Origin of the sequence: Bartonella florencae (genome assembly GCF_000312525.1) — a bacterium.
In the GTDB taxonomy this organism is placed as follows: Bacteria; Pseudomonadota; Alphaproteobacteria; order Rhizobiales; family Rhizobiaceae; genus Bartonella; species Bartonella florencae.
Genome location: NZ_HE997452.1, coordinates 181,177 through 206,057, shown reverse-complemented (window position 1 = coordinate 206,057; position 24,881 = coordinate 181,177). Strand labels below are relative to the sequence as shown.

The 24,881-nt window shown below is 38.9% G+C and carries 18 protein-coding genes; 12 read left to right on the top strand and 6 right to left on the bottom strand.

Going from position 1 to position 24,881, the window contains the following annotated elements:
* Together fmt and def are read right to left on the bottom strand one after the other, a co-directional pair.
* Positions 1–930: a methionyl-tRNA formyltransferase gene (fmt, locus tag BN202_RS03705; RefSeq protein WP_019219187.1), complete on the bottom strand. Its 930-nt coding sequence runs from the start codon at positions 928–930 to the stop codon at positions 1–3.
* The gene (def, locus tag BN202_RS03700) at positions 930–1,466 is read right to left on the bottom strand and encodes a peptide deformylase (protein ID WP_034987217.1); all 537 of its coding nucleotides are present in this window, start codon (positions 1,464–1,466) and stop codon (positions 930–932) included. Before def ends, fmt begins: the two co-directional genes overlap by 1 nt.
* Positions 1,467–1,557: 91 nt before the next feature.
* On the opposite strand from def, the gene BN202_RS03695 reads away from it, so the two are divergent.
* Together BN202_RS03695 and BN202_RS03690 are read left to right on the top strand one after the other, a co-directional pair.
* A complete protein-coding gene (locus tag BN202_RS03695; protein WP_019219185.1) occupies positions 1,558–2,742 on the top strand; it encodes a DNA recombination protein RmuC in 1,185 nt (394 codons plus the stop codon).
* Between the two features lie 101 nt (positions 2,743–2,843).
* Positions 2,844–3,431, top strand: coding sequence for a transglycosylase SLT domain-containing protein (locus BN202_RS03690; protein ID WP_019219184.1), 588 nt, complete (start codon positions 2,844–2,846; stop codon positions 3,429–3,431).
* Between the two features lie 297 nt (positions 3,432–3,728).
* Here the strand turns inward: BN202_RS03690 and BN202_RS03685 are convergent, their stop codons facing one another.
* The gene (locus tag BN202_RS03685) at positions 3,729–3,980 is read right to left on the bottom strand and encodes a BQ00720 family protein (protein WP_019219183.1); all 252 of its coding nucleotides are present in this window, start codon (positions 3,978–3,980) and stop codon (positions 3,729–3,731) included.
* 26 nt (positions 3,981–4,006) lie between these two features.
* Positions 4,007–4,438, bottom strand: a complete 432-nt coding sequence (locus BN202_RS03680) for an Hsp20 family protein (RefSeq protein WP_019219182.1) — start codon at positions 4,436–4,438, stop codon at positions 4,007–4,009.
* Between the two features lie 124 nt (positions 4,439–4,562).
* On the opposite strand from BN202_RS03680, the gene nth reads away from it, so the two are divergent.
* From nth to BN202_RS03630, 10 genes are all read left to right on the top strand, one after another.
* Positions 4,563–5,309: an endonuclease III gene (gene nth / locus BN202_RS03675; RefSeq protein ID WP_019219181.1), complete on the top strand. Its 747-nt coding sequence runs from the start codon at positions 4,563–4,565 to the stop codon at positions 5,307–5,309.
* A gap of 178 nt (positions 5,310–5,487) precedes the next feature.
* The gene (rpmI, locus tag BN202_RS03670; protein WP_019219180.1) at positions 5,488–5,691 is read left to right on the top strand and encodes a 50S ribosomal protein L35; all 204 of its coding nucleotides are present in this window, start codon (positions 5,488–5,490) and stop codon (positions 5,689–5,691) included.
* 33 nt (positions 5,692–5,724) lie between these two features.
* Positions 5,725–6,126, top strand: a complete 402-nt coding sequence (rplT, locus tag BN202_RS03665) for a 50S ribosomal protein L20 (protein WP_019219179.1) — start codon at positions 5,725–5,727, stop codon at positions 6,124–6,126.
* 95 nt (positions 6,127–6,221) lie between these two features.
* Entirely contained in the window at positions 6,222–7,295 is a 1,074-nt protein-coding gene (gene pheS / locus BN202_RS03660; protein WP_019219178.1) for a phenylalanine--tRNA ligase subunit alpha, read from the top strand.
* Between the two features lie 43 nt (positions 7,296–7,338).
* Entirely contained in the window at positions 7,339–9,753 is a 2,415-nt protein-coding gene (pheT, locus tag BN202_RS03655) for a phenylalanine--tRNA ligase subunit beta (RefSeq protein WP_019219177.1), read from the top strand.
* Between the two features lie 283 nt (positions 9,754–10,036).
* Entirely contained in the window at positions 10,037–10,945 is a 909-nt protein-coding gene (locus BN202_RS03650) for a metal ABC transporter substrate-binding protein (protein WP_019219176.1), read from the top strand.
* Positions 10,942–11,772, top strand: a complete 831-nt coding sequence (locus BN202_RS03645; RefSeq protein ID WP_019219175.1) for a manganese/iron ABC transporter ATP-binding protein — start codon at positions 10,942–10,944, stop codon at positions 11,770–11,772. Before BN202_RS03650 ends, BN202_RS03645 begins: the two co-directional genes overlap by 4 nt.
* The gene (locus BN202_RS03640) at positions 11,769–12,635 is read left to right on the top strand and encodes a metal ABC transporter permease (protein ID WP_019219174.1); all 867 of its coding nucleotides are present in this window, start codon (positions 11,769–11,771) and stop codon (positions 12,633–12,635) included. The genes BN202_RS03645 and BN202_RS03640 overlap by 4 nt, the downstream gene beginning before the upstream one ends.
* Complete coding sequence (locus BN202_RS03635; RefSeq protein ID WP_019219173.1) at positions 12,632–13,537, top strand: metal ABC transporter permease; 906 nt, start codon at positions 12,632–12,634, stop codon at positions 13,535–13,537. Before BN202_RS03640 ends, BN202_RS03635 begins: the two co-directional genes overlap by 4 nt.
* Before the next feature lie 386 nt (positions 13,538–13,923).
* A complete protein-coding gene (locus tag BN202_RS03630) occupies positions 13,924–14,310 on the top strand; it encodes a YbaN family protein (RefSeq protein WP_019219172.1) in 387 nt (128 codons plus the stop codon).
* A 354-nt stretch (positions 14,311–14,664) separates the two neighbouring features.
* Here the strand turns inward: BN202_RS03630 and pncB are convergent, their stop codons facing one another.
* Together pncB and BN202_RS03620 are read right to left on the bottom strand one after the other, a co-directional pair.
* Positions 14,665–15,969 (bottom strand): nicotinate phosphoribosyltransferase, encoded by a 1,305-nt coding sequence (gene pncB, locus BN202_RS03625; protein WP_019219171.1) that lies wholly within the window; start codon positions 15,967–15,969, stop codon positions 14,665–14,667.
* 115 nt (positions 15,970–16,084) lie between these two features.
* A complete protein-coding gene (locus BN202_RS03620) occupies positions 16,085–24,643 on the bottom strand; it encodes a GH36-type glycosyl hydrolase domain-containing protein (protein ID WP_425277562.1) in 8,559 nt (2,852 codons plus the stop codon).
* Between the last annotated feature and the right edge of the window lie 238 nt (positions 24,644–24,881).

The following is a 24,881-nucleotide window of genomic DNA, read 5'->3' as shown; positions in this document are numbered from 1 at the left end:
TCAAAAAACAGCAGAAATATGAGCGCCTCGCAAAAAGCTTGCACTCTCAAGGACTTTACCACCAGATCTTTGCAGATGGGTTATTTCAAGACGTCCTTGTCCACAATGGACAATCAAAGAATCTGGTTCTATTCGACCAATTTCAAGAGAAGGGCCTGTTGTTAAACGACTTCCAAGAATTTTTACGCGTTCTTCTTGTCCAGCGATATTCATGTTGCACCAGCAGCCAGGAAAGGGAGAGAGTGCACGGATATATCGATGAATAAATTCAGCAGATTTTGTCCAATCAATGCGGGTTTCTTCTTTTTTGATTTTGGCAGCATAGGTAATGCCTTCTGCTGATTGCGGGGTAAGTTGGAGCTGTCCTTTTTCTAGAGCTGATAGAACTTCTATCATAAGTTCTGCACCGATATATGAAAGTTTGTTTGAAAGTTTATCCGTGGTGGTGGTATCAGTGATGGGGAGAGAGCGTGAGAGGGCAATAGGCCCTGTATCAAGTCCTTCATCCATTTTCATAATCATCATCCCCGTTTCCTCATCTCCAGCCATAATTGCACGCTGAAGAGGTGCGGCACCACGCCACCGTGGTAAAAGCGAAGCATGGGCATTAAAACATCCAAAACGCGGTGTTTCAAGAATAGCTTTCGGTAAGAGGAGTCCATAGGCAACCACAATAGCAGCATCAACACGAAGCGCTGCAAATTGGGCTTGCTGTTCGGTTGTTTTGAGTGTTTGGGGCGTGAATACAGGAATAGATTTTTCTTCTGCTGCATTTTGCACAGGTGAGGGGACGAGTTTGAGACCACGACGTCCTGCTGGGCGAGGGGGTTGACTATAAACGGCGACAACATCATGGCCGGCATCTAACAAAGCGTTCAAAATGGGAACAGAAAAACTCGGTGTTCCCATAAAACTCAACCGTAATGCCATTATAAAATTGCTTCCTGTGTCGTTTTTTCTTTTGCGCGTTTTTTAAATTTTCGTATCACCATATCACGTTTGATTTTTGAAATGTAATCAATAAAAAGACGCCCATCTAAATGATCAATTTCATGTTGCAAGCAAGTGGACAAGAGATCATCTGCTTCAATTTCTGTTTGTTGTCTTTCACGGTTCTGATAACGAACACGCAGGCGTTTAGGGCGTTCAACTTCTGCAAAATAGTCAGGAATAGAAAGACAACCTTCTTTGTGAATATTACGTTCTTCTGAAAGCCATAAGATTTCAGGATTGATAATAACAAGCGGTTTTTTTTGCTCATCTTCAGAATTTCCAGAGACATCCATAACCAACATGCGCAGTGGTATTCCAATCTGAATAGCAGCAAGACCAATACCGTGGGCATCATACATCGTTTCCAACATATCATCAGCAAGCCTTTGGAGGGCTGCATCAATATGCTCGATGGGTTTGGACACTTCTCGTAAAATTGGGTCCGGTAAAGTAACTAAAGATCTTATTGGCATAGGGCACAGATTAATCAATGCTTTGTTATGGGTCAATATTGAATGACAAATTCTTGCACTTTTTTATAATGAGGGCGTTATATTACTTCTCATGTTTGATTCGTTTTTTTCTTTTATACTTGCTGATGAATCTTTTACGAAACTCGGTATTCTATTTTTACTGATACTCGTTTGCTTAGCATGTTTTATGTTGATTTATTCTCATCGGAAAAAGGCACTTTTGGAAAGTGAAGTTGCCAAGCATGCTCGTGAGGCACAAGAGCAGATGGCTACATTGCTCAAAACACAAGCTGAAATGCAAGGGCGAATGCAAACGATGGCTGAAATTTTTGGTCAAAGGCAGGCTGAATTGAATAAATCACTCAGTGAGCAACTCAATGGTATGACAGCCAATATAGGGCAAACACTTCAGGTACAGACAAAATCAACTTATGAGAATTTGAATCGTTTGCAAGAGCGTTTAGCAGTCATTGATGCAGCGCAAAATAATATTCAGTCACTTACCGGACAGGTTGTGCAACTGCAGGCCATTTTAAGCAATAAGCAGACGCGTGGCGCTTTTGGTCAAGGGCGTATGGAGGCGATTATTGCCGATGCTCTACCAGTCAATTCTTATGTTTTTCAGGCAGTTCTTTCCAATGGAAAACGGCCAGATTGTCTCATTCACATGCCAAATAAAGCACCTTCTCTTGTTGTGGATGCTAAATTTCCTCTGGAAGCTTGGAATGCCATGCGCAAAGCAACGATAGCTCAAGAGCGTCAAGAGGCAGAACGCCAATTTCGCACTGATATGGAAGTTCATATTCGTGATATTGCACAAAAATATCTCATTCCTGGAGAAACCCATGATACCGCTTTTCTCTTTGTGCCATCGGAATCGATTTTTGCAACAATTTATGAAGATTTTGAGCCATTGGTACAAAAAGCCAATAGAGCACACGTGATTATTGTATCGCCGTCTTTATTGATGCTCTCTGTTCAGGTTGTACAAACCATTATGAAAGATGCGCGGATGCGTGAACAAGCACATTTGATTCAGTCAGAAGTAGCAAAGTTGATGGAAGATTTTGGGCGAATGGATACGCGTGTTCGCGCACTACAGAAGCATTTTTACAAAGCTGGTGAAGATATAGAAGGGATTTTAATATCATCCTCTAAAATTATGAAACGGGCTAACCGTATTGAGTCTTTTGAATTAAAAAGCAACGACGCTGAGCGAACCGAAATGATAACAGCTCTTCAACCCCAAACATTGCATTTGGTTGATGAAGAATAAAATAAAGCTCCCAATTATTATGTGCATATTCTTTATGGATTGGTAATAATTTTTTAGTATTCATGGCTTGTTTTATTTCCTAAGTAAGAGGAAGAAAGAATATGCGGCACCTTTTGTTTTTAGCGGCATTGGTGTTTCTGTTAGGCGGATGCGCAACAACCTCTCACATCCCTACACATAACGCTTGTGCCATTTTAGCACATAAGGATAGTTTTTTTGATAATTGGGGAAAGGCGTCTCAAAGAGCAGAAATGCGTTACGGGATTCCTATGCCTATTATTCTTGCAACCATTAATATGGAATCGGGCTTTCGTCATAATGCACGTCCCCCACGTACAAAACTGCTTGGTTTTATTCCATGGAAACGTCGGTCGACAGCTTATGGTTATTCTCAAGCACTTGACAGTACATGGGCAACGTATATGCGCTCTACGGGCAGGTCTTTTGCATGGCGTACCAATTTTGCAGATGCTGCTGATTTTGTTGCTTGGTACCATCGCCAAAGTGTTCAACGCAATGGTGTGAGGTTTAATGATGCTTATAGCCTTTATTTAAATTATCATATGGGGCACGGTGGTTATGCCCGCAGTGGGGGGCACGCTAGTGGTGCACTTACACAAGCAGCGCAGCGTATGGCAAGAATATCCAGACAATATGAGCAGCAATTAAGGGCATGTGGGCGGCGTTAAAAAGGATTGTGAAGATGCCAATCAAGGGTTTAGCTTCACCTTTAAAGGAGAAAGAGAATAATGGTATTATACTTGCATAAGTATAAAAATGGCATTACTCAATAGCATTTACATTTTGAATGCAGAAAAATTACAACATATAGAGTTTGTAAATGAAATAATAGAAGAGTGACGATGTCTCTTAATATTTTCACAACTATAAAGATAAGCACATCAAATGAACTTAACACCATACTATATACGAAAAACAACGGATAAAATTTATGAAAATAGTTCCATTGTTCTTCGTATAGCAATTTAGTGTAGAGTTACAATTTGTAGCTCATGTTCATTAGCTCCCGCAAGAGCGATAGAGCGCTCATCGGATAAAATGATTGGATAACCTGTTTCACCAAAGAGAGCCCATATTGTAATGCCTGGGGTCATTGGTGGAAGATCTGGAAAATTTTTAGCCAAATCATCTGTACAAATTTTTTTCAAATAAGCAATTTGCCCCGCATCAGGATATGACGCATTCTGTAAAGACAAGTTTTGTTTATGTTCTCCCATTTCCTTATTCCTTTACACCTTAACTTTTATACCTCACCATTGCTAATTTTAATTGGAATTTGTTTTGTTTGTTTTTTTAACTTTGGTTGATATAGATTAATGGATAACAGTCCATTTTTCAACTCAGCATTTGTAACGTGCATTCCTTCGGCGAGAACAAAGATCCGTTGAAATTGGCGTGCAGCTATACCATGATATAAATATTGGTGATTTTGATTGTCTGTTTGTTTACCATGAATGATCAGTTGATTGTCATCGAGCAGAATATTGAGATTATCGACTTTAAATCCCGCAACAGCTAAAGTTATGCGTATATGATTTGCCTCATCATTTTTGTTCAGACGCTCAATATTATAAGCTGGATAAGCTTCATCCGCTTTACCAATACGTCGCAGTGTTTTTTCTATCGTTTCAAATCCTAAAAGAAAGGGATTGGAGAAAGGCGTCACATGTGTCATTGTGAATATCCTCTTTAAAGCGGCTTTACTTGACCAAACTCTATAAAAAGTGTTCGCTGCATTTCTCTCTCATATGGCGAGTGTAGGTGATAACTTCAAGAGAGAAGATTGAGAGACTTCAAGAATGACTCAAAGAACAATAAAAACAAAATTGTCAAAGGTACGAAAATCTTCTGCAATATTATACAGGGAAGATGAAATTGAAGAAATATTTCGCCGTTTTTCTGTCCAACGCCCATCTCCTAAGAGTGATTTGATTTATACAGATATTTTTACTCTTTTGATTGCTGTTGTGCTTTCGGCTCAAGCAACGGATACCAGTGTTAATAAAGCAACAAAAGAATTATTTCGCATCGCTGATCAACCAGAAAAAATGGTTTCATTAGGAGAAGAAGAGATTGCACGTCATATTCGTAGCATTGGTCTTTGGCGTGCGAAAGCACGCAATGTTTATGCACTTTGCAATTTCCTAATTGATCACTATGATGGTCAAGTGCCAGATACACGTGAAGCACTTATGGCACTTCCTGGAGTAGGGCGTAAAACGGCCAATGTTGTCTTAAATATTGCTTTTGGTCAGCCTACACTAGCGGTCGATACCCATATTTTTCGTTTAAGTAACCGTCTTGGTTTAGCGCCTGGTAAAACACCAGATATCGTTGAAGAAAAACTACTCAAGATTATACCAACCCATTATCTACGTCATGCGCATCATTGGCTCATTTTGCATGGGCGTTATGTTTGTCAAGCACGTAAAGCACAATGTATACACTGCATTATTGCTGATCTCTGTAAAGCAGCAATGAAAACGAATACAATTCCAGCACCTTTGGTTGAAGTTCAAGGCAATGGAGCTCCGATTTTTTTTTGATACGCTCTTGCTATTTTGTGTATATTAGCTTATGAAAACGCTGTTAGAACCGTCCGGCAGGGCATGCCGTGTCTGTTTAAATGCTTGTTCAAGCGCTGGTCCGCTTGAGTGAATAAATCCACTTTTATGAACAAATAAATTTTATGAATAAACATTATATATTGTATGGAGTAGCAAAATGCCCAAGATGAAGACCAAATCATCCGCTAAAAAGCGGTTTAAAATCACTGCGTCAGGCAAAGTTAAAGTAGCAGCTGCAGGTAAACGTCATGGTATGATTAAACGTTCGAATAAATTTATTCGTGATGCACGCGGAACGATGGTTTTATGCGAACAAGATACCAAAAAAGTTATTCAGTATTATTTGCCAAATGGTATTTAAACCTTACGCTTTTGATTTTGAGGAGAGTATTACATGGCACGTGTAAAAAGAGGTGTAACGGCGCACGCTAAGCACAAAAAAGTTCTAAAACAGGCTGAAGGTTTTTACGGTCGTCGTAAAAATACCATTCGTGCGGCGAAGGCAGCGGTTGATCGTTCAAAACAATACGCTTATCGTGATCGCAAAAATAGGAAACGTACTTTCCGTGCGTTGTGGATTCAGAGAATTAACGCGGCTGTTCGTGCAGAAGGCTTAACATATGGTCGCTTTATTGATGGTTTATCAAAAGCGGGTATTGAAATTGATCGTAAAGTTCTTTCAGATATAGCAATCCATGAAAAAGCGGCATTTTCTGCTTTAGTTGCTTCTGCAAAGAAGGCGTTGGAATATTTGAAAAATACAACGCCTAATGCTTTTGAAGGCGCTGTCAAATAAGCCAGTCGTGTTCTCTTAAAGCATTGATTTATTCGGGGTCCCGTACTGGTTTTTGCTAGTGCGGGTTTTTTTCTATTCAAAAAATAGGCAATGATATGAGCGACATTGAGCGTTTGGAACAAGAAATTTGTTTAGCTTTAGAGGCAGCTGGTGATGAACAAGCACTTGAAACAGTGCGTATTGCAGCATTAGGCAAAAAGGGCAGCATCTCTGAAAGATTAAAAGCATTAGGAAAAATGGATGCTAGTGAGCGTCAAAAAGTTGGCCCAGCTCTTAATGAGTTAAAAAATCGCATTTTAGAATTATGGACGCAAAAGCGTGATTTTTTGAGGCGCCAAGCCATGGATGCACGCCTTTCTCGTGAAAAAATTGATGTAACCTTACCTGTTCGTTCTTCGCCTATGGAACGGGGGCGTATTCATCCAATCTCACAGGTCATTGAGGAAATTATAGCTATTTACACGAAGATGGGCTTTTCTCTTGCAGAAGGACCAGATATTGAAACAGATTATTATAATTTTACGGCCTTGAATTTTCCTGAAGGTCATCCAGCGCGCGAAATGCATGATACCTTCTTTTTTGATGTTGATAAAATGGGAGAGCGGAAATTATTACGCACCCATACCTCGCCTGTGCAAATTCGTACCATGGAAAAGCAAAAAGCACCGATACGCATTATTATTCCTGGGAAAACATATCGTATGGATTCGGATGCGACGCATTCGCCCATGTTTCATCAGGTAGAAGGTCTTGTGATTGATAAAACTTCTACCATTGCTCATATGATGTGGTTGCATGAGACTTTTTGTAAAGCCTTTTTTGAAGTTCCTTCAGTAAAGATGCGTTTTCGTCCTTCTTTTTTTCCTTTTACAGAACCGTCTATGGAAGTAGATATTCAATGTGATCGCTCTGGTTCAGAAGTAAAATTTGGAGAAGGAGAGGATTGGTTAGAAATCTTAGGGTGTGGAATGGTGCATCCTCATGTCTTAAAAAATGTTGGTTTAGATCCCGATGAGTATCAAGGTTTTGCATGGGGTATGGGCATTGATCGGATTGCCATGTTAAAATACGGTATGCCTGATTTACGGGCTTTTTTTGATGCTGATCTACGTTGGTTAGATCATTATGGTTTTCGTTGTTTTGATATGCCAGCTTTTTTTCCAGTTTAAGAAATTTGTGATCTTATCAGAAGCTTTGATGTGAGGTTTTAAAATGAAATTTACATTGTCGTGGTTAAAAGATCACTTAGAGACAGATGCGTCTTTGGATGAAATTTGTGAGAAACTAACGGCTATAGGGCTTGAGGTTGACCATGTTGATGACCGTTCTTCTTTAAAAGGATTTGTTATTGCGAAAGTTTTAACGGCAGAAAAACATCCTGATGCAGATAAACTCCAGATTTTATCAGTCGATACAGGTTCTGCTACACCTCTACAAGTTATCTGCGGTGCACCAAATGCACGCGCTGGACTTGTTGGTGTCCTTGCGTTACTAGGGACTTATGTACCAGGACTTGATGTAACGCTATCGGTAGGAAAAATCCGCGGTGTTGAGAGTTTTGGAATGATGTGTTCATCGGCCGAACTTGAGTTATCAGGTGAACATGATGGGATTATCGAGCTTCCAGAAGATGCACCTATTGGAAGGGCATTTGCAGCTTATGCTGGTTTAGATGATCCGATCATTGATGTTGGTTTGACTCCTAATCGTTCTGATTGCACCGGTGTTCGCGGCATTGCCCGTGATCTTGCTGCTGCTGGAGTAGGAAAATTAAAAGAATTATCCTTACCACAATTCGATGTTACCTTTGAAACACCACTTGATGTTTCTTTAGATTTCTCGTCCAGCACATCCTTATGTTTAGGGTTTGCTTGGCGTGAAGTGCGTAATGTTCAAAATGGTTCATCACCACAATGGATGCAGCGGCGTTTAAGTGCAATCGGTTTAAGGCCAATTAATGCATTGGTTGATATGACAAATTACATCAGTTTTGATCTTGGTCGTCCGCTTCATGTTTTTGATGCGGATAAAATTAAAGGCAATTTGTATGTACGCTGTGCCCATGAAGGTGAAAAGCTTCAAGCACTGAATGGAAAAACCTATAATTTGGGCATGAAAGATTGTGTCATTGCCGATGAAGAGGGTGTTGTTTCCATTGCTGGTATCATGGGTGGTGAGAGAACAAGCTGTGATGAGACGACACGGCGTGTTATTATTGAATCAGCATTATGGGATACAAAGAGCATTGCGCAAACGGGGCGTGCATTAGGCCTTATCAGTGATGCGCGTTATCGGTTTGAAAGAGGTGTTGATCCAGCTTTTATGGAAACAGGGCTTGAGATTGCAACAGAATTAACCTTGCGTCTTTGTGGTGGTGAAGTATCCAAGAAAAAGGTTGTTGGTTATCAGCAACCAGCAGTTAATCAGATTTCTTTCCCTTTTTCTGAAATTAAACGTTTAACACATTTGCAAATAGAGCACGAACAAGTCATCGCTATTTTAGAAAAGCTTGGCTTTTGTATTGAAGGAAAGGGAGATATCGTTACGGTTAAAGTTCCAACATGGCGCCCTGATATTGGTGGTAAAGCCGATTTAGTAGAAGAGGTGATGAGGATTTATGGGTTAGAGAAAATTGAGCCTATTCCATTGGAGAATTTTACAGAAGGCAAAGGCCCAGTTTTAACAGTTTCACAGCTTCGTTCACGTCTTACACGTTTGACTTTGGCACATCGCGGTATGAAAGAGGCTGTAACGTGGTCCTTTATTTCTGAAAATCAGGCGTTTGCTTTTGATGGAGGTCAAGCACGACTTAAATTAGTAAATCCTATTTCTGCGGATATGTCGGTGATGCGTCCTTCTCTTTTGCCAGGTTTGTTGGTGGCAGCACAGCGCAATGCTGATCGTGGTTTTCCAGATCTTGCTTTGTTTGAAGTTTCCAACGTTTATGAAGGCGACAGCCCTGATAAACAACATCGTGTTGCGAGTGGGATTCGTCGTGGAACAGAACAATTTAAAGGAGCAGGGCGCTTTTGGAATGGAAATGCAACAGCCGTTGATGTTTTTGATGCAAAAGCAGATGCATTGGCTGTTTTAGAAGCATGTGGTATAGACAGTGACAAGGTTCAAATTGAAGTTGGGGCGCCTGATTGGTATCATCCTGGTCGTTCAGGAATAATGAGGCTTGGATCAAAGGTTACTCTCGGTTTTTTTGGCGTTTTTCATCCAGCTACATTAGAAAAGTTAGATGTCAGTGGCCCTGTATGTGGTTTTGAAGTTTTTCTTGATCAAATTCCAGAATCAAAGAAAAAAACAACCAAAAGCCGTCCTCCTTTGAAACTCTCGCCTTTTCAAATGGTGCGGCGTGATTTTGCTTTTGTAGCTGATAAAACTGTTGCCTCTTCTCTTATTGTGCGTGCTGCAAGTGGAGCCGATAAAAAGCTTATTCATTCAGTGCAGGTTTTTGATATTTTTGAAGATTCAAGCCTTGGGGAAGATAAAAAATCTGTTGCGATTGAAGTAACCCTTCAGCCCATGGAGCGAACTCTAACAGATGAAGATTTGGAAGAGCTTGCCTTAAAGATAGTGGAGAATGTTGCCAAAATGACAGGTGCATGTTTGCGCTGCTGAGTTTTCGCATTTTTTATAAGACATTTGCATAAAGTGGGAGCATTTTTAAGTGCTCCTTTTTAGTATTCAAGAGCGATAGAGCTTCTTGAAAGAGATTTTTTATCAAAATAAGCTCACTTTAAATCATCAATTTTTTCAAGATGAAAAATACTGTTTTGAAACATCTTGAAAGATTATTTTTCTTCTAATCCTTCATTGCAAACATAAAAGATAACTGCTATTGCTAAATGATAATGCAAATTATTCGCAATAAAAAGAAAGCATATAAGGAAAGAGAGAATCAATGAACGTAAGAACGTTTTTCACCATAGTTTTTGGGAATATTATTTTTTTTACACCCAATTTTGCTTTATCTGCTGGTAAATTTAAAGCTGTTACAACATTCACTATTATTGCTGATATGGCGCGCAATGTAGCAGGTGATGCTGCTGATGTTGAATCCATTACAAAACCAGGTGCAGAAATTCATGAATATCAGCCCACCCCCCGCGATCTTATGCGTGCCCAAGGGGCCAACCTTGTATTTTGGAATGGATTAGAGTTAGAACTTTGGTTTGAAAAGTTTTTTCAAAACATCAAGGATGTTCCAAGTGTTGTTGTTTCAAAAGGTATTGTACCTATTACAATTGGTGAGGGTCCCTTTAGTGGTAAGCCAAATCCCCATGCATGGATGTCACCGACTTCTGCTCTGATTTACGTTGATAATATTCGCGATGCTTTCGTAAAATATGATCCTGAAAATGCTGCTATTTATAAAGAAAATGCTGAAATTTATAAGCAAAAGATTCGCGCAACGATTGATCCCATTAGAGCTGAATTGGCAGCTGTTCCTCAAGATAAACGCTGGCTTGTAACCAGTGAGGGTGCCTTTAGCTATTTGGCACGTGATTTTGATCTAAAAGAACTTTATTTATGGCCTATTAATGCGGATCAACAAGGAACGCCGCAACAAGTTAAGCATGTTATTGATATGGTTCGCAAATACAATATTCATGCAATTTTTTCTGAGAGCACAATTTCTCCAGCACCTGCTAAACAAGTCGCAAGAGAAACAGGGGCTAAATACGGCGGTGTTCTTTATGTTGATTCTCTGAGTGAGAAAAATGGTGAGGTACCCACTTATATTGATTTATTACGTGTCACAAGTGGACGTATTAGCAATGCCTTATTAGAGGGAGTAAAAAGCCAATGACGAAATCTGGAATATTTGCCCAAGAGGTAACAGTAACTTATCGTAATGGACATACAGCTTTACGCGAGGTAGATTTTGAAAGCCCAAGGGGTTCTATTACCGCATTGGTTGGCGTAAATGGATCAGGTAAGTCAACATTATTTAAAGCAATTATGGGGTTTGTGCGTCCTTCAAAAGGAAAAATTCGCATGTTTGGTTTACCCGTTGATACGGCTTTGAAAAAAAACCTCATTGCTTATGTTCCTCAGAGTGAAGATGTTGATTGGAATTTTCCTGTTCTTGTTGAAGATGTTGTCTTGATGGGACGTTATGGTCACATGAACTTTTTTCGTTATGCACGGGCACGGGATTATGAAGCTGTGCGTGTTGCTTTGGAACGCGTGGATATGTTGCCTTTTGCTAAGCGCCAGATTGGAGAACTTTCTGGTGGCCAGAAAAAGCGTGTTTTTCTGGCGCGTGCTCTGGCACAGAAAGCAAAAGCTATTTTATTAGATGAACCGTTTACAGGGGTTGATGTTACAACAGAAGATAAAATCATTGCTTTGTTACAAGATCTTCGTAAAGAAGGAGCAGTGATCTTGGTTTCTACCCACAATTTAGGTTCTGTTCCGGAATTTTGTGATCATACGCTTCTAATCAAAGGAACGGTTTTGGCTTCGGGGCTAACAGAAACTGTCTTTACCAAGGAAAATTTGGAGAAAACTTTTGGTGGATCTTTGCATCATCATATTTTTGATTTTCAAGGTGGTAACAAAGGGGATGTCTTTATGGGGAAAAAAGGATCTACTGTTCATGAGAATATTCAAAAAATGGAGAATGTTGCATGATTTCTTGGTTGCTTGAGCCACTGAGCTATCAATATATGGTGAATGCGATGTGGGTTTCGGGGTTAGTTGGCTGTGTTTGTGCCTTTCTTTCTGCTTTTTTGATGTTAAAAGGTTGGTCACTTATTGGCGATGCACTTTCTCATTCTATTGTCCCTGGTGTTGCAGGAGCTTATCTTCTAGGCTTACCTTTTTCTGTGGGAGCTTTTTTTTCTGGTGGTCTTGCAGCAGCAGCAATGTTGTTTTTTAATCAGAGGACAAAACTGAAAGAAGATACTATTATTGGTCTCATTTTTTCTTCCTTTTTTGCTTTTGGATTATTTCTCAAATCATTAAAACCAATGGCTGTTAATATTGATACGATTGTTTTAGGAAATATTTTAGCAGTCAGTTCATCAGATATTATACAATTGGCTTTTATTGGCTTTTTCTCTTTACTTATATTGCTTTTGAAATGGAAAGATCTCCTTGTTTCTTTATTTGATGAAACACACGCACGTGCCATTGGATTGAACGTAAAGTTTTTAAAGATTCTCTTTTTCACACTGCTTGCTGCTTGTACCGTTGCTGCTATGCAAACGGTTGGAGCATTTTTGGTTATTTGTTTGGTTGTAACTCCTGGGGCAACAGCTTATTTTTTAAGTGATCGTTTTGTGAATATCTTGGTTATTGCAGTTATAATTGGGACATTCACAAGCGTATTAGGTGTTTATGTGAGTTATTTTTTGAATGCACAAACGGGTGGTGTTGTCGTTCTTTTTCAAGCATTCTTATTTATGTTAGCTTTTATTTTTGCTCCTAAACACGGTTATATTGCTGCGCGTTTACGGATAAGTGCAGCAAAAAAAGGTGTGATGTTATCATGATTGATCAATTACTACTTCCTTTTCAGTTTTCTTTTATGCTGAAAGGCATGCTTATTGTTATAATCCTTTCTGTTCCAATGGCAATGCTTTCCTGTTTTCTTATTTTGAAAGGATGGGCTCTGTTAGGCGATGCCATTTCCCATGCAGTTTTTCCAGGTGTTGTTGTTGGTTATATGGCAACACCGTGGGTGATAGCATTTTTAACTTCTTTGCCCTTTGCTTGGTTTCAGCATATGCGTCCAGAGAATATTACTATGACTTTGATTACTTGTGGTGCTTTTGTTGCGGGTATGGTTTGTGCACTTACAACAGGTTTTTTAGGAAGCAATAGTCGTATCAAACAGGATACAGTGATGGGTGTTGTTTTTTCATCGATGTTTGGTTTAGGGCTTGTTTTGGCAACATCTATTTATAGTAGCTTAGATTTAAATCATATTCTATTTGGTAATCTGTTGGGCGTTAATTGGCTTGATATTACACAGACAGCAATCATTTCTGCCATTGTTACTTTTATTTTAGCAGCAAAATGGCGTGATTTTATGCTGTATATTTTTGATTCGGTACAAGGTCGTGCAATGGGGTTGCGAATATCATTGCTCCATTATACTCTTTTAACGATGATTTCTCTCACGATTGTTGCAGCTTTGAAAGCTGTTGGAATTGTGCTTGTTATTTCTTTACTGATAGCACCAGGAGCAATTGCTTATCTTGTCACAAAACGATTTTCTTTTATGTTGGTAATTGCTATATTTGTTGCAGCTTTTTCTGGTTTTTTAGGGATTTATCTTAGCTTATTTATCGGTTCTGATTCTGCTTCAACAATTGTATTGATTTTGACACTGATTTTTATTGCTATTTTCACGTCGATTTTCTTTCGCCGAACCACGGTCCAAGAAATTTGAATTTTCTAAAGTTTATGCATATCAGCCATGCATTTTTGTGTCTTGTCTCTTATGTTTGTTTTAAATAAAAGGCACGGCGCTAGGTTATTTTCCTCCTAACACCTAGTGGATGAATGCAGTATGTATTTCTCCCCCCAACACTGCATTCGTAATTAAGAGGCTGCATTGATTTATTCTGCAGCCTTTTTATTTTTTCTTTTCCTGAAATTTATTTCTATTTCTTGAAAATTTTAAAATGATCCTCACACTGCGTAAACTGTTTTGTGCTTTAGAAGAAGTTGTCACAGAAAATACAATGATAAATAAAGTAATATGCGTGAGTTATGATATAAAAAAGTAAGAAAATATGTAGAGTTATCTTACATGGAGAGAAATAATACAAGAGGATGAAAAAAGATTTTAAAATATCTCGCCCTTTGCGTATTTGCTATTATGTAGCAGGTTGTGCAATGATTGTATTGGCGGTTATCGGTATAGTATTACCTATTATGCCAACTGTGCCATTTTTATTAATTGCTTCATGGTGCTTCGCTCGCTCATCACCGCGTTTTCATCGTTGGTTGCATAATCACCCCGTCTTTGGTCCACCTATTAAGCAGTGGGAAGAAAAAAAGGCTGTTTCTACATTTATTAAAATTTTGGCGGTCATAAGTATAGCAGGTGGTTTTTTATCTTTTCTAATAATAGCGCATCCTGTTTTGTGGTTTGCTTTATTGGTTGCTGCACTTTTACTGCTTATTGCCATTTATATAGTAACGCGCCCATCTTCATAATGAGAGAAAGAATTGGCACAAACCAAATAGTTTTTTGATTGACAGGTTTGTTAGAGCTATTGGCAGAGATTTTTTACTTTCAATTGCAGGGTTACAAATATCAAAAATATATATGAGATAATAAACCTTTTAGAGCGATTTATTGCAGTGAATGATGTGTTCGTAAAATATTTTATGAGCAAAAAAAGCTATATAGGAAGACCATAATCAGAGTAAGTCACTTTTAGGAGTAGTGATAGAGCGCTTTTATCAAAAGATGCTACTTTAAAAATGCTAATAGAAGCTACATCTATCTATCTCGGCGTAAAGTGATTATAACTGTCTGTTTTAATTTTATAGAGATACGCTTATAATTTAAATCCTTATAGGTTTGGCAAAGCGTTTTTCATTGCCAAAAAAGTTGATATAACGTTTTATTTCTTGCAGTTCACCGATGGTTTTTTCAGGATTATCTGAAAGTTTTACGGCTGGCCGTCCATTAGCACGGGTCACTTTACAAACAAGGGAAAGAGCATCAAGGGTTGCGATTTCTTGAGGGGCGCAGCCTGCAAAATCATTCGTCAAGTCTGTTCCCCAGCCAAAACTCATGCGCACTTTTCCGTGGAAATGGCGATAGGTTTTTTCAATTGTATCGACATCAAGTGCATCAGAAAAAATTAAGAGTTTTTCGCGTGGATCTTTGCCTTTTTCTTTCCACCATTGAATAATGCGTTCGCCCCCTTCAATAGGGGGAGCGCTATCCGGTCTAAAACCCGTCCAATCTGCTACCCAATCTGGGGCATCGTATAAAAATGCTTCTGTACCAAAGGTATCAGGTAGAACAATCAGAAGATTCCCACCATAATAACGATTCCAATCTTGTAAAACTTGATACGGAGCTCTGCGTAATTCATCATTGTTTTTGCTGAGAGCTGCAACGACCATAGGCAATTCATGCGCATTGGTTCCAAGAGCTTCTAAATCTGTATCCATGGCAAGAAGGACATTAGAAGTTCCTGTAAAAGAATTACCAATACCTTCTTTTAATGCTTCAACACACCAGTTCTGCCATAAAAAAGAATGGCGACGTCTTGTACCAAAGTCGGATATTTTAATATCAGGCAATTTTTTAAGACGTTCAACTTTACCCCACATTTTTGCTTTAGCACGTGCATAAAGTACATCAAGAGCAAAGCGATCCAATTTTTTCATAGCAGCTCGTGAACGCAATTCACTGACAATAGCAAGGGCTGGAATTTCCCACATAGAGCTATGAGCCCATGAACCATAAAAATGAAGAATATATTGGCCATCTTTGCGGGTGAGTTCATATTCTGGGAGTTGAAAATTTTCAAGCCAACGAAGAAAATCTGGTGTAAAAATTTGTTTGCGTCCATAAAATGTATTGCCAGCAAGCCAGATCATTTCTTTTTTCGTAAAGCGCAAACTAAGAGCGTGATCAAGTTGGGCACGCAACTCACTCTCATCAATATCGTCAGCAAGACGTATTGTTTTTGTGCGGTTTATGAGGGAGAAGGTAACATTGACATTGGGATAAAGCCCCCAAATCATCTGTATCATAAGAAGTTTATAAAAGTCTGTATCAAGAAGTGAACGAATAATAGGATCAAGTTTCCAAGTATGATTATAAACACGTCTTGCGATATCTGGATGATTCATAATCTTCTTTCCTTCTGTTTCATAGAATTTAAAATTTTCGTACTCCAGAAAGTTCCATATAAAAATGAGAGATAATATAAAAATTCTAAGATTTTGAGCAAGAGTAAAAAAACCTTTAGTTTTGCTGTTCTGAGGATTTAAGTGTGCGTATGACTTCATGTTTTCCAGTTTTTTCCAACTTTATTCCTGTTTGAACATGAGCATATTTTCTCCCATTAACACTGAGTGTATTTTTAGATCCCCATTTCACTTTAAGAATATAAACAGCCTCATAAAATTTCATTTTTGCTTCATATTCGGGCCAAATAGAGGGTAAATGTGGCTTTAAAAACAACATATCTCCTTGACGCTGTATTCCAAGAATTGCTTGTGTTGCAGCGTGGTAGAACCAGCCTGCTGAACCTGTATACCATGTCCACCCCCCTTGCCCACGGTGTGGTTCAACGGCGTAGATATCTGCGGCCATCACATAAGGTTCAACACGATAAGTTTCAGGATTTTGTCCATGATTAATAGGGTTAATCGTGGAAAATAAATGATAGGCTTTATCGCTTTCGTCCATTTGTGCAAGCGCTAAAATGCTCCAAATAGCGCCATGGGTATATTGACCACCATTTTCTCGAATACCTGGGGGATAACCTTTTATATAACCGGGTTCGAGAGTTGTTTTATCAAAAGGGGGCCAGAAAAGACGTAGAAGTTTTCCCTTTTCATCATAGAGACGTTCAAGCATTGAGGTCATAGCCTGTTTTTGGCGCTCGAGCGGTGCCATTTGAGAAATGACAGCCCAAGATTGAGCAATGGTATCAATTTGGCATTCATCATTGATTTGAGAGCCAAGAGGGGTTCCATCATCAAAATAACCACGTCGATACCAAGCACCATCCCAAGCATTTTTTTCTAGAGATTTTTTCAAACGCTCAAAATGCACACTCCATTCTTGTACGCGAGTGCTGTCATCACGTTTTTTTGCAAGGGGGATAAATGCTTGTAGTGTGGTACCAAGAAACCATCCTAACCAAGTGCTTTCACCTTTCCCTTTCGTACCTACCAAATTCATGCCATCATTCCAATCACCCCCTAAAATAAGGGGAAGACCATGTTGTCCACAGCGCTTTATGGCAAGATTTAAAGCTAAAGCACAGTGTTCATAAAGTGTTGCAACCTTTGAGGATTGGGTGGATTGAAAATAAGAATCCTGTTGCCCACTATTGAGAACATCTCCTTCAATAAAGGGGATGAGAGTATCAAGAAAAGCATCATCTCCAGTGCTATTAACATAAAGAGCTGTTGCATATGCAAGCCAAACAATATCATCAGAAATGCGTGTGCGAACACCAGCATTGGTGTCAGGTAGCCACCAATGCTGTACATCACCTTCAGGGAATTGATGTGCCACGGCATTTAACAATTGTTCACGTGCTAGTTGTGGTTTTAATAATAATAAAGAGAGGCTATCTTGTAATTGGTCACGGAAGCCAAATGCACCACTGGCTTGATAAAAGGCAGCACGTGCCATCATACGGCAAGCATAGATTTGGTAAGGAAGCCAATAATTGACCATAATATCAAAAGAGGGATCGGGTGTTTTTACTTGGAGTGGAGAAACAAAATCACTCCAATATTGTTTTTGTTGTGTAAGCAAAGTTTCAAAATCACTTGCACGTACTTGATTGAGTAATTTTTCAGCTTCTTTTCTATTTTCAGCGCAGCCAAGATAGAAGATGATTTCTTTTGTTTGTCCTGGAAGAAGGTCAATATCATAAGCAAATGCTGAACAAGGATCACATCCTGCTTCAATGGTATTGGAAAGTGCACTGGCTTTATGGATCGCATTTGGATGTGTTACGGTTCCTGTTGCACCGATAAATTCGCTGCGATTGGTTGTGGTGCTGGTTGGCATTTCGGATGCTGATAAAAATGTGACTTGTTGAGATTTTTCAATATGATAGGGATTTTGAATAAAATGTGTCCCCCATTTAGCCTCATAAGAGGGAACAATAAAGGGAGCATATTTTGTACGGACATTTCCCAAAACCCATTCAACATAATTATAAAGGCGTAAACTGCGTGGTTTTTCCCCTTCATTCCTGAGGATAAGACGTGAAAAGCGAACAGGTTTCTCTAGGTCGAGTGTATGAGTCAGTTCTAATGCGATTTCTGAATGTGTCGATTTAAAAGTTGAGAATCCAAAACCATGACAAGCCTCGTAGACAATATTTTCGTCACATTCTACAGCAGAAACGGGTGAGAAACGTTTTAAAGACAGGCGATCTACAAGATAAAGAGCTTCTCCTGGGCGATTGGAAACAGGATCATTGCTCCAAGGGGTCAATTGATAATCGCGGCTATTGTGAGCCCAAGTAAAGAGTGCCCCTTCAGCAGACACATGAAAGCCAAAGCTTTTGTTAGCAATGACGTTAATCCACGGATGGGGTGTGGTGGTATGTCCTCGAAGACGGATCACATAATAGTTATGATGATTAAATCCACCATAACCATTCCAATATTGCAGGTCTTTTCCGTCAACGAGGATAGGAAAAGATTTTTGTTGACTGATAAGACCAATGGAAGAAAAGAGGCTTTGTTCGGTTTGTTTTGTTCCATATCTTTCTTCGCTATTTTTTTGGAAGTTTAATTTATAATGAAACTCTTGATGACTCTTACGAGTTGCTAAATCGAAATCACTCCCATTAATTCGTTTCAGCTGTTCAGATAAAGAACCACTTTGGGCGTGCAAAACAATACAAGCTGATGCAAGAAGTGTATTAAAACTCTGTTCATTCATTTGATCACGCCGAAGCGTAAAAATATGTTGACGTTCCTCTGTGTTATGAGTGTGGTAGCGATAAGATTCACATACCCATTCAACAGCATGTTGCGTATTCTGTATATAGGAAGACGCTTGTTCATTGAGAATAACCAGATCAACAATGAGCCCACGCATACGCCAATATTCATGAGCTTTCAACAACTCATGCACAACAGCAATATCTCCCTCGTTATTTAATCTGAGAAGACACAGTGGAATGTCTCCTGAAATGGACATGGGCCAAAGATCAGATTGTTGACCAAGTTTTTTTGCTAAGTTTTTTGGAGGAAGACGCCATGTTTGATCAGGATAGATAAGTGGTGTTGCATATTTTTGATAGATAATAGCTTTTTTAAGGTCAATACCGCTCTGATACAGCGATACTTGCGAGCGTGTCCATGCCATTGAAAATTCTTGCTGGAATATATTGGGTTGTCGATAATGTTTAATATGATTGAGTAGGGTTTCTTTTGTATGCGCAGCAAAAGTCCAAAAAATGAGCTCAACTTTTTCATGTGCTGGAATTTTTACACGGCATCGCAGTGAGACAATCGGATCAAGAACACACCCTTGACTGTTACGAAAACGAGTATTTTTATCAAATGCAGCAGGTTGGTGAATAGAACGCCCTCGACCAATAAATAACGAACGATTTGTTTCAGCTTCTGTTTCTCTGAGAGTATTCGTTGGATCAGTGACAAAATGGGCAATATGAATCTCAGGGTCATGAGGAGAGCGTTTACGCCTTTTAGCAAAAATTATTTTTCCTTCTTCAGCAATTTCTGTCTCTATAAACATACGTGAAAAGACAGGATGAGCACAATCTGAGTCTATAGTTGCAAGTGTAAGTTCACCATAAGAGGTTACTTCAATGAGACGGTCTTTATGTGTTGTATTCATAAGTTGAATACGTCTACCTTCGCCACACCCTGCAGATGTAATAAGACATTCAAGTGTTGATTTAATACCATCAACCACTTTTGTATATTCAGCTTTTTCATCTGTAAAAGTGCAGACTGCTTCTTCTTCAACAACACGTGTTGGTTCACCTGTAACCGACCACCACCGACCACTATGCGTATCACGTATAAAGAATAAAGTACCTTGTTGATCTTCTGTTGCATCAGGAATAAAGCGCGTAATTGCATAATCATGCCAACGGCTGTAGCCAGAACCATTCGCTGTCAACATTGTAGAATAGGAACCATTGGATAAGAGCAAAGTTGCACGTGGTTTAAGCAGTGGGTTTTTGATAATGCGCAAAGGGGCGTCGTTAAATTCTTGAGAATTATCACGCATGTGATAAACAACTTTGGTATGAATGATAGGAATGTGGTGTGGCGCTCTTTCCTGTAATAACAATTGTACGGCTTCAATGATTGGATCACGGTGAAAGCGATCACGCATTCGTCCTTGAAAAATAACATTGTCAACAGCGAGAATGGACATGCCGTGATGGTGTGCGTAATAATTTCGTACAACAGCGTATTTTTCTCCTGTCTTTACGCGTGAGGCGGTAAAGTCAATAGAATCGTAATAACCATATGTTCCTAAAGTTCCAAAATCACGCAACCGTTTTAAATTATTTACGGCTTTGTGAGGTACATATTGTGCCGCTAGCAGGCTGGCATAGGGAGCAATAACAGCATTACGTGAGAGACCACGTTGGAGTCCTAGGCTTGGAACACCAAAATTAGCATATTGGTAGTTCATTAAGTGGTCACGAGCATTAAATGCAGCTTCCGAAATACCCCATGGTAATCCGCGTTTGTGGGCGTATTTTATTTGATGACGAATAATCAGTCGATGTGTTTGATCTAGGAGAGACTTCAAAGGTTCATGCATAACAAGAGATGGCATAAGATATTCGAATATAGAACCAGACCATGATAAAAGTGCACCGTTCCAACCAATAGGGACGAGGAGTCGACCAAGATGAAACCAATATTTAAGTTTTATATCTCCTTTTGCTATAGCAAAAAAGCTTGCAAGACGTGCTTCTGAAGCAAGCAGATCATAACAATTTTCATCGAGTTTGTTTTCTTGAACACGATATCCGATAGATAAGAGATGTCGTTCAGGCTGTTCTAAAAAGTCAAATTTCATATCAAAAGCTATTTGCCGTGCCGTTATAGCTAAGATATTTAATTGTTCACATAGTTTTTCGTTGTCATAGTCACCAGTAGCGTCATAATGATGAGCTTCACAAGTTTCTACAAGGCATTTTGCCCAAGAAAGAGCACGTGCGGATTCTGTTGTTTGAACTTTTTCATTAAGTTCATCTGTTAAGTGCACAATATCACGGGCAGTAAGCGCAAGACTAGTAATGTGAGAAAGAAGAGTATCTTGTTTTGCTACAAAAGCACTGAGAGAGCGATGAAAATTGGTGATATGTTCTTCGATTTTTTGGCGTAATGGATGTAAATTATGCTCATTATTCGGAATTTCTTTGATAGTTTCTTCAAGAACAGTATGAACATCAGATAAGCCTGCCAGATCACTTTGAAAAAAAACATGAGGTTTTTTAGCCCATTCCCTTAAGGCTGAAGAGAGTGCTATCAAATGGCCAGCGAGATTACCTGAATCAACGGTTGATACATAAGTGGGCAAAAGAGGTTTAAGGGTATCTGTTGCATACCAATTGTAGAGGTGCCCACGGAATTTTTCCATTTTTGTAAGAGAGTTTAATGTATATTCAATACGTTTTATGGTTTCTTCAAAACTAATCCAGCCAAAATCACGTGCAGCTATAATGGAAAGAAGATAAACTCCAATATTTGTAGGAGACGTGCGATGAGCAACAAGAGGTTCAGGATCTTCTTGGAAATTATCGGGGGGTAAATAATTGCTTTGCGCATTAACAAAGGTTGCATAATAAAGCCATGTCCGCCGTGCAATAGATCGCAGTGCTTTTTTATCTTCAGAAGATATATCAAGGGTATCTTGAAATGTTGAAGTTTGACTGACAAACCACGCAATCAAGGGTGAAAAAAACCATATGAACCCAAAGGGTAAAGCGATAAAGCTGCCGGAAGTATTCGAAAAGAGAAACAATGTTGTGGCCAGAACCCCCAAAAGTGATGCTGGCCACATTATAAGAATATAAAAACTCAAACTATTAGGGGTTGATTTCATCGCAGCTGAGGTTTTCCATTCAAGAAGATGTTGTTTTGAAATTGTCATGCGATAGAGAGTTCGTATAATTGCATTCGTCATAAAATAAGCGGAATGAGCAAGGAATGTAATTTTAAGAAATATATTTGCAGCAGTAAGGGTGATTTTTTTAAAAATTAATTGAAGATATGCGCGCAAAGAATAATCAATATGTGATGGAATAAGCGTTTTTAAGACGTCTAAAATAAGTGAGATGAAGGGGCTAAAAATCAAGAATATTTGCCAGATGATTGCACTCTTTAAAGGTAAAAGAAACCACCCTGTGATTGCTGCAATCAACCACATTAATGGTGTAAGAGAACGACGCAAATTATCTTGCATTTTCCACCGTGTAATGGAGTTTATTTTTCGGTGGGAAAAAAGATAAGGCAAAAGTTGCCAATCACCGCGAATCCAGCGGTGTTGTCGCATAGCATCAACATTGTAGGTTGTGGGATAATCTTCAATAACTTCTATATCACTTACCAACGCAGCACGGGCATATCCTCCTTCCAAAAGGTCATGACTAAGAACAGTATTTTCTTTAATTTTTCCATCAAGTGCTTGTTGAAAGGCATCAATATGATAAAGTCCTTTGCCAATAAAAGTCCCTTCTCCCAAAAGATCTTGATAGGTATCAGAAACAGCAAAGACATAAGGATCAATGCCACGATTAGTAGAAAAAATCTGTTGTAAAAGTGATGTTTCTTTTCCTGTTGTAAGAGAAGGTGTAATACGGGGTTGTAAAATGCTATAGCCCTTTACAACACTTCCGTTTTGCTGGTCAAAAATGGGGTGGTTAAGTGGATGGTTAAGTTTTCCAACGAGTTTTGTAACGCTTTCAGGGGTAAGGCGTGTATCAGCATCCAGTGTCATAACAAAACGGCAATCCATAGGAAGATGTGGATTGGTTGGGTAAAAGCTTGTGTTTTTATCACCTCTTAATAATAAATTGAGTTCATGAAGTTTGCCACGTTTGCGTTCCCATCCCATCCAGCATTTTTCGCTGGGATTATAAAGGCGTCGACGATGTAAAAGAAAAAAGAGAGGGATATCATTGCGATGATAACGGCAATTGAGTTTATCAATGCTCTTTTGCGCATAATTCAAAAGATCAAGATCATCTTGTGTTTGCTCGAAGAGAGCATCAACCCAGTCTGTGATAAGTGCAAAATGGATGGCACCTTTTGGGTTGCAAAGATAATGCACTTCAAGATTGTGTACTTGTTCATCAATATCATCGTGTGAGGTAATTAAAGTAGGCACAACAACCATTGTGCGTGCGTATTCCGGAATACCTTCTTTATATTCATAACCGATGAGCTGTTTTGATGGAATAGTCCATGAAACAATAGAGTTGAAGAAAGCAAAAGCAGCATCCATAGCAGGAAAAAGCGCTAATGCAGTAAAAAGCACAGCCATCCATGGTGTTATGCCAGATATCTGTAAGAGAGTGTAGGTTGCAAGTAAAAGAGTCAGCGTTAAAAAAGAAACAGGAATGGCAATGATTCCTATCTTTGAGCAGGAAAAAAATCGTGCCCACTTTACAAGTAAAGATGGGGTGTAACCACAGGCTTTTTCAAAAGCATAACGTCCATCACCGACAAGATACCATCCAATAGAGGGATGATGCTGTATCTTTTCAGAAGTGGAATATGTCATTTCTATAGCTTTGTGTGCAACCTCCAATTCACTAAGAGTCGAAAAGCGTGCAATTTTTTCAATGACTTGCCGATAGATATTACGTGAGTGAGAATCAATTTCGGAAAAATCACTCTTTTCACGCAAGATAGAATCTACAGAGCTGACAGTTTCAAACCATGTTGTCCAATCAACGTTATCAATAGCTTTAAGGGAGCGGACAATATTGCCCATGGTCACACCATCTGCGGCTTGGTATGTATGTTCATCTGCTGTAGCAGTTTCTGGGTTACTGTCTTTGTTTTGTAATTGTTTTTCAAGCCAAGTTAATGCTGTTGTTGAATCAACAGGTGCACTGCGTAGACGGTAAAATAAATGTGCTGAAAAACTTGGATTAACAGTGAAAGATTTATAACGTGTAAAAAGAGAGTGTAATTTTATTTCATTGTCTGCAAGAAAAATTTGATGAGCAACTTTATTTGCAAGATGACGCATATAAAGTGTTTGTTCGATGCGTAGTGAAAGACGATAGACATTTTCAATGAGCAGCATTTGTATAACAGAAGGAAGTGCCCATAATTCGCCAATTTTTAGGGCACAAATTTCTTGAAATCCGTTGATCATAGCTGTGAGTGTTTTTTGTGAAAATTCACTATCTGTATGGGCGATATAAAGCCAAGCCAAAACAAAGATACGTGGTATATCTGCTCCTTGTTGATAAGGGGGAAGTTGCTTGATGAAGGATTTGGATAAGTTACGGCGTAGCTGTTGTATGGTTTTATCAATTGTATAATGATTATCAATAAGCCATTGAGCGGATGGTGCAATGGTTTCATCGTTGCGAGCGGCAATATCACTGGTATGAAAGACACGGAGAATGAGTTTTGTGTTTTCATTCAATCTTCTGTAAAAATAATTTTCTCCTTTATATTCAGGCAGTAAAATTTCTTTTTTAGAGGCGATATCTTGGCCTAATTTATAAAGTTCATCCTGCGTTTTATAAGTTGAGCGAAGAGGAAAATGGATCTTAGTAAAATGATGCATTTTAGTTTGTTGAGAAAAAAACATTCCATGAGAGATATTGTGCACACCATAATGTCCCATTGCTATTTAATACGTAGTTTCTTTATGTTTAATAGTTCGTAAATGTTTTATTTTAATAATGGGCCGTTTATAGGCAAAAAACAAACTTTTTGTTTTTCTTTGAGAATATTTGCAATTTTTGAGGAAGCAATTGGAAAAACAAGCATATAATTTTCTTGAAAAATAAAAAAGGTCGCTAAAAAGATGAGCGACCTTAATTTGA

Bases quoted from the DNA above. Each gene is read 5' to 3' on its own strand.
- fmt (WP_019219187.1), bottom strand. From the start codon at position 930: ATGGCATTACGGTTGAGTTTTATGGGAACACCGAGTTTTTCTGTTCCC.
- def (WP_034987217.1), bottom strand. From the start codon at position 1,466: ATGCCAATAAGATCTTTAGTTACTTTACCGGACCCAATTTTACGAGAA.
- BN202_RS03695 (WP_019219185.1), top strand. From the start codon at position 1,558: ATGTTTGATTCGTTTTTTTCTTTTATACTTGCTGATGAATCTTTTACG.
- BN202_RS03690 (WP_019219184.1), top strand. From the start codon at position 2,844: ATGCGGCACCTTTTGTTTTTAGCGGCATTGGTGTTTCTGTTAGGCGGA.
- BN202_RS03685 (WP_019219183.1), bottom strand. From the start codon at position 3,980: ATGGGAGAACATAAACAAAACTTGTCTTTACAGAATGCGTCATATCCT.
- BN202_RS03680 (WP_019219182.1), bottom strand. From the start codon at position 4,438: ATGACACATGTGACGCCTTTCTCCAATCCCTTTCTTTTAGGATTTGAA.
- nth (WP_019219181.1), top strand. From the start codon at position 4,563: ATGACTCAAAGAACAATAAAAACAAAATTGTCAAAGGTACGAAAATCT.
- rpmI (WP_019219180.1), top strand. From the start codon at position 5,488: ATGCCCAAGATGAAGACCAAATCATCCGCTAAAAAGCGGTTTAAAATC.
- rplT (WP_019219179.1), top strand. From the start codon at position 5,725: ATGGCACGTGTAAAAAGAGGTGTAACGGCGCACGCTAAGCACAAAAAA.
- pheS (WP_019219178.1), top strand. From the start codon at position 6,222: ATGAGCGACATTGAGCGTTTGGAACAAGAAATTTGTTTAGCTTTAGAG.
- pheT (WP_019219177.1), top strand. From the start codon at position 7,339: ATGAAATTTACATTGTCGTGGTTAAAAGATCACTTAGAGACAGATGCG.
- BN202_RS03650 (WP_019219176.1), top strand. From the start codon at position 10,037: ATGAACGTAAGAACGTTTTTCACCATAGTTTTTGGGAATATTATTTTT.
- BN202_RS03645 (WP_019219175.1), top strand. From the start codon at position 10,942: ATGACGAAATCTGGAATATTTGCCCAAGAGGTAACAGTAACTTATCGT.
- BN202_RS03640 (WP_019219174.1), top strand. From the start codon at position 11,769: ATGATTTCTTGGTTGCTTGAGCCACTGAGCTATCAATATATGGTGAAT.
- BN202_RS03635 (WP_019219173.1), top strand. From the start codon at position 12,632: ATGATTGATCAATTACTACTTCCTTTTCAGTTTTCTTTTATGCTGAAA.
- BN202_RS03630 (WP_019219172.1), top strand. From the start codon at position 13,924: ATGAAAAAAGATTTTAAAATATCTCGCCCTTTGCGTATTTGCTATTAT.
- pncB (WP_019219171.1), bottom strand. From the start codon at position 15,969: ATGAATCATCCAGATATCGCAAGACGTGTTTATAATCATACTTGGAAA.
- BN202_RS03620 (WP_425277562.1), bottom strand. From the start codon at position 24,643: ATGTTTTTTTCTCAACAAACTAAAATGCATCATTTTACTAAGATCCAT.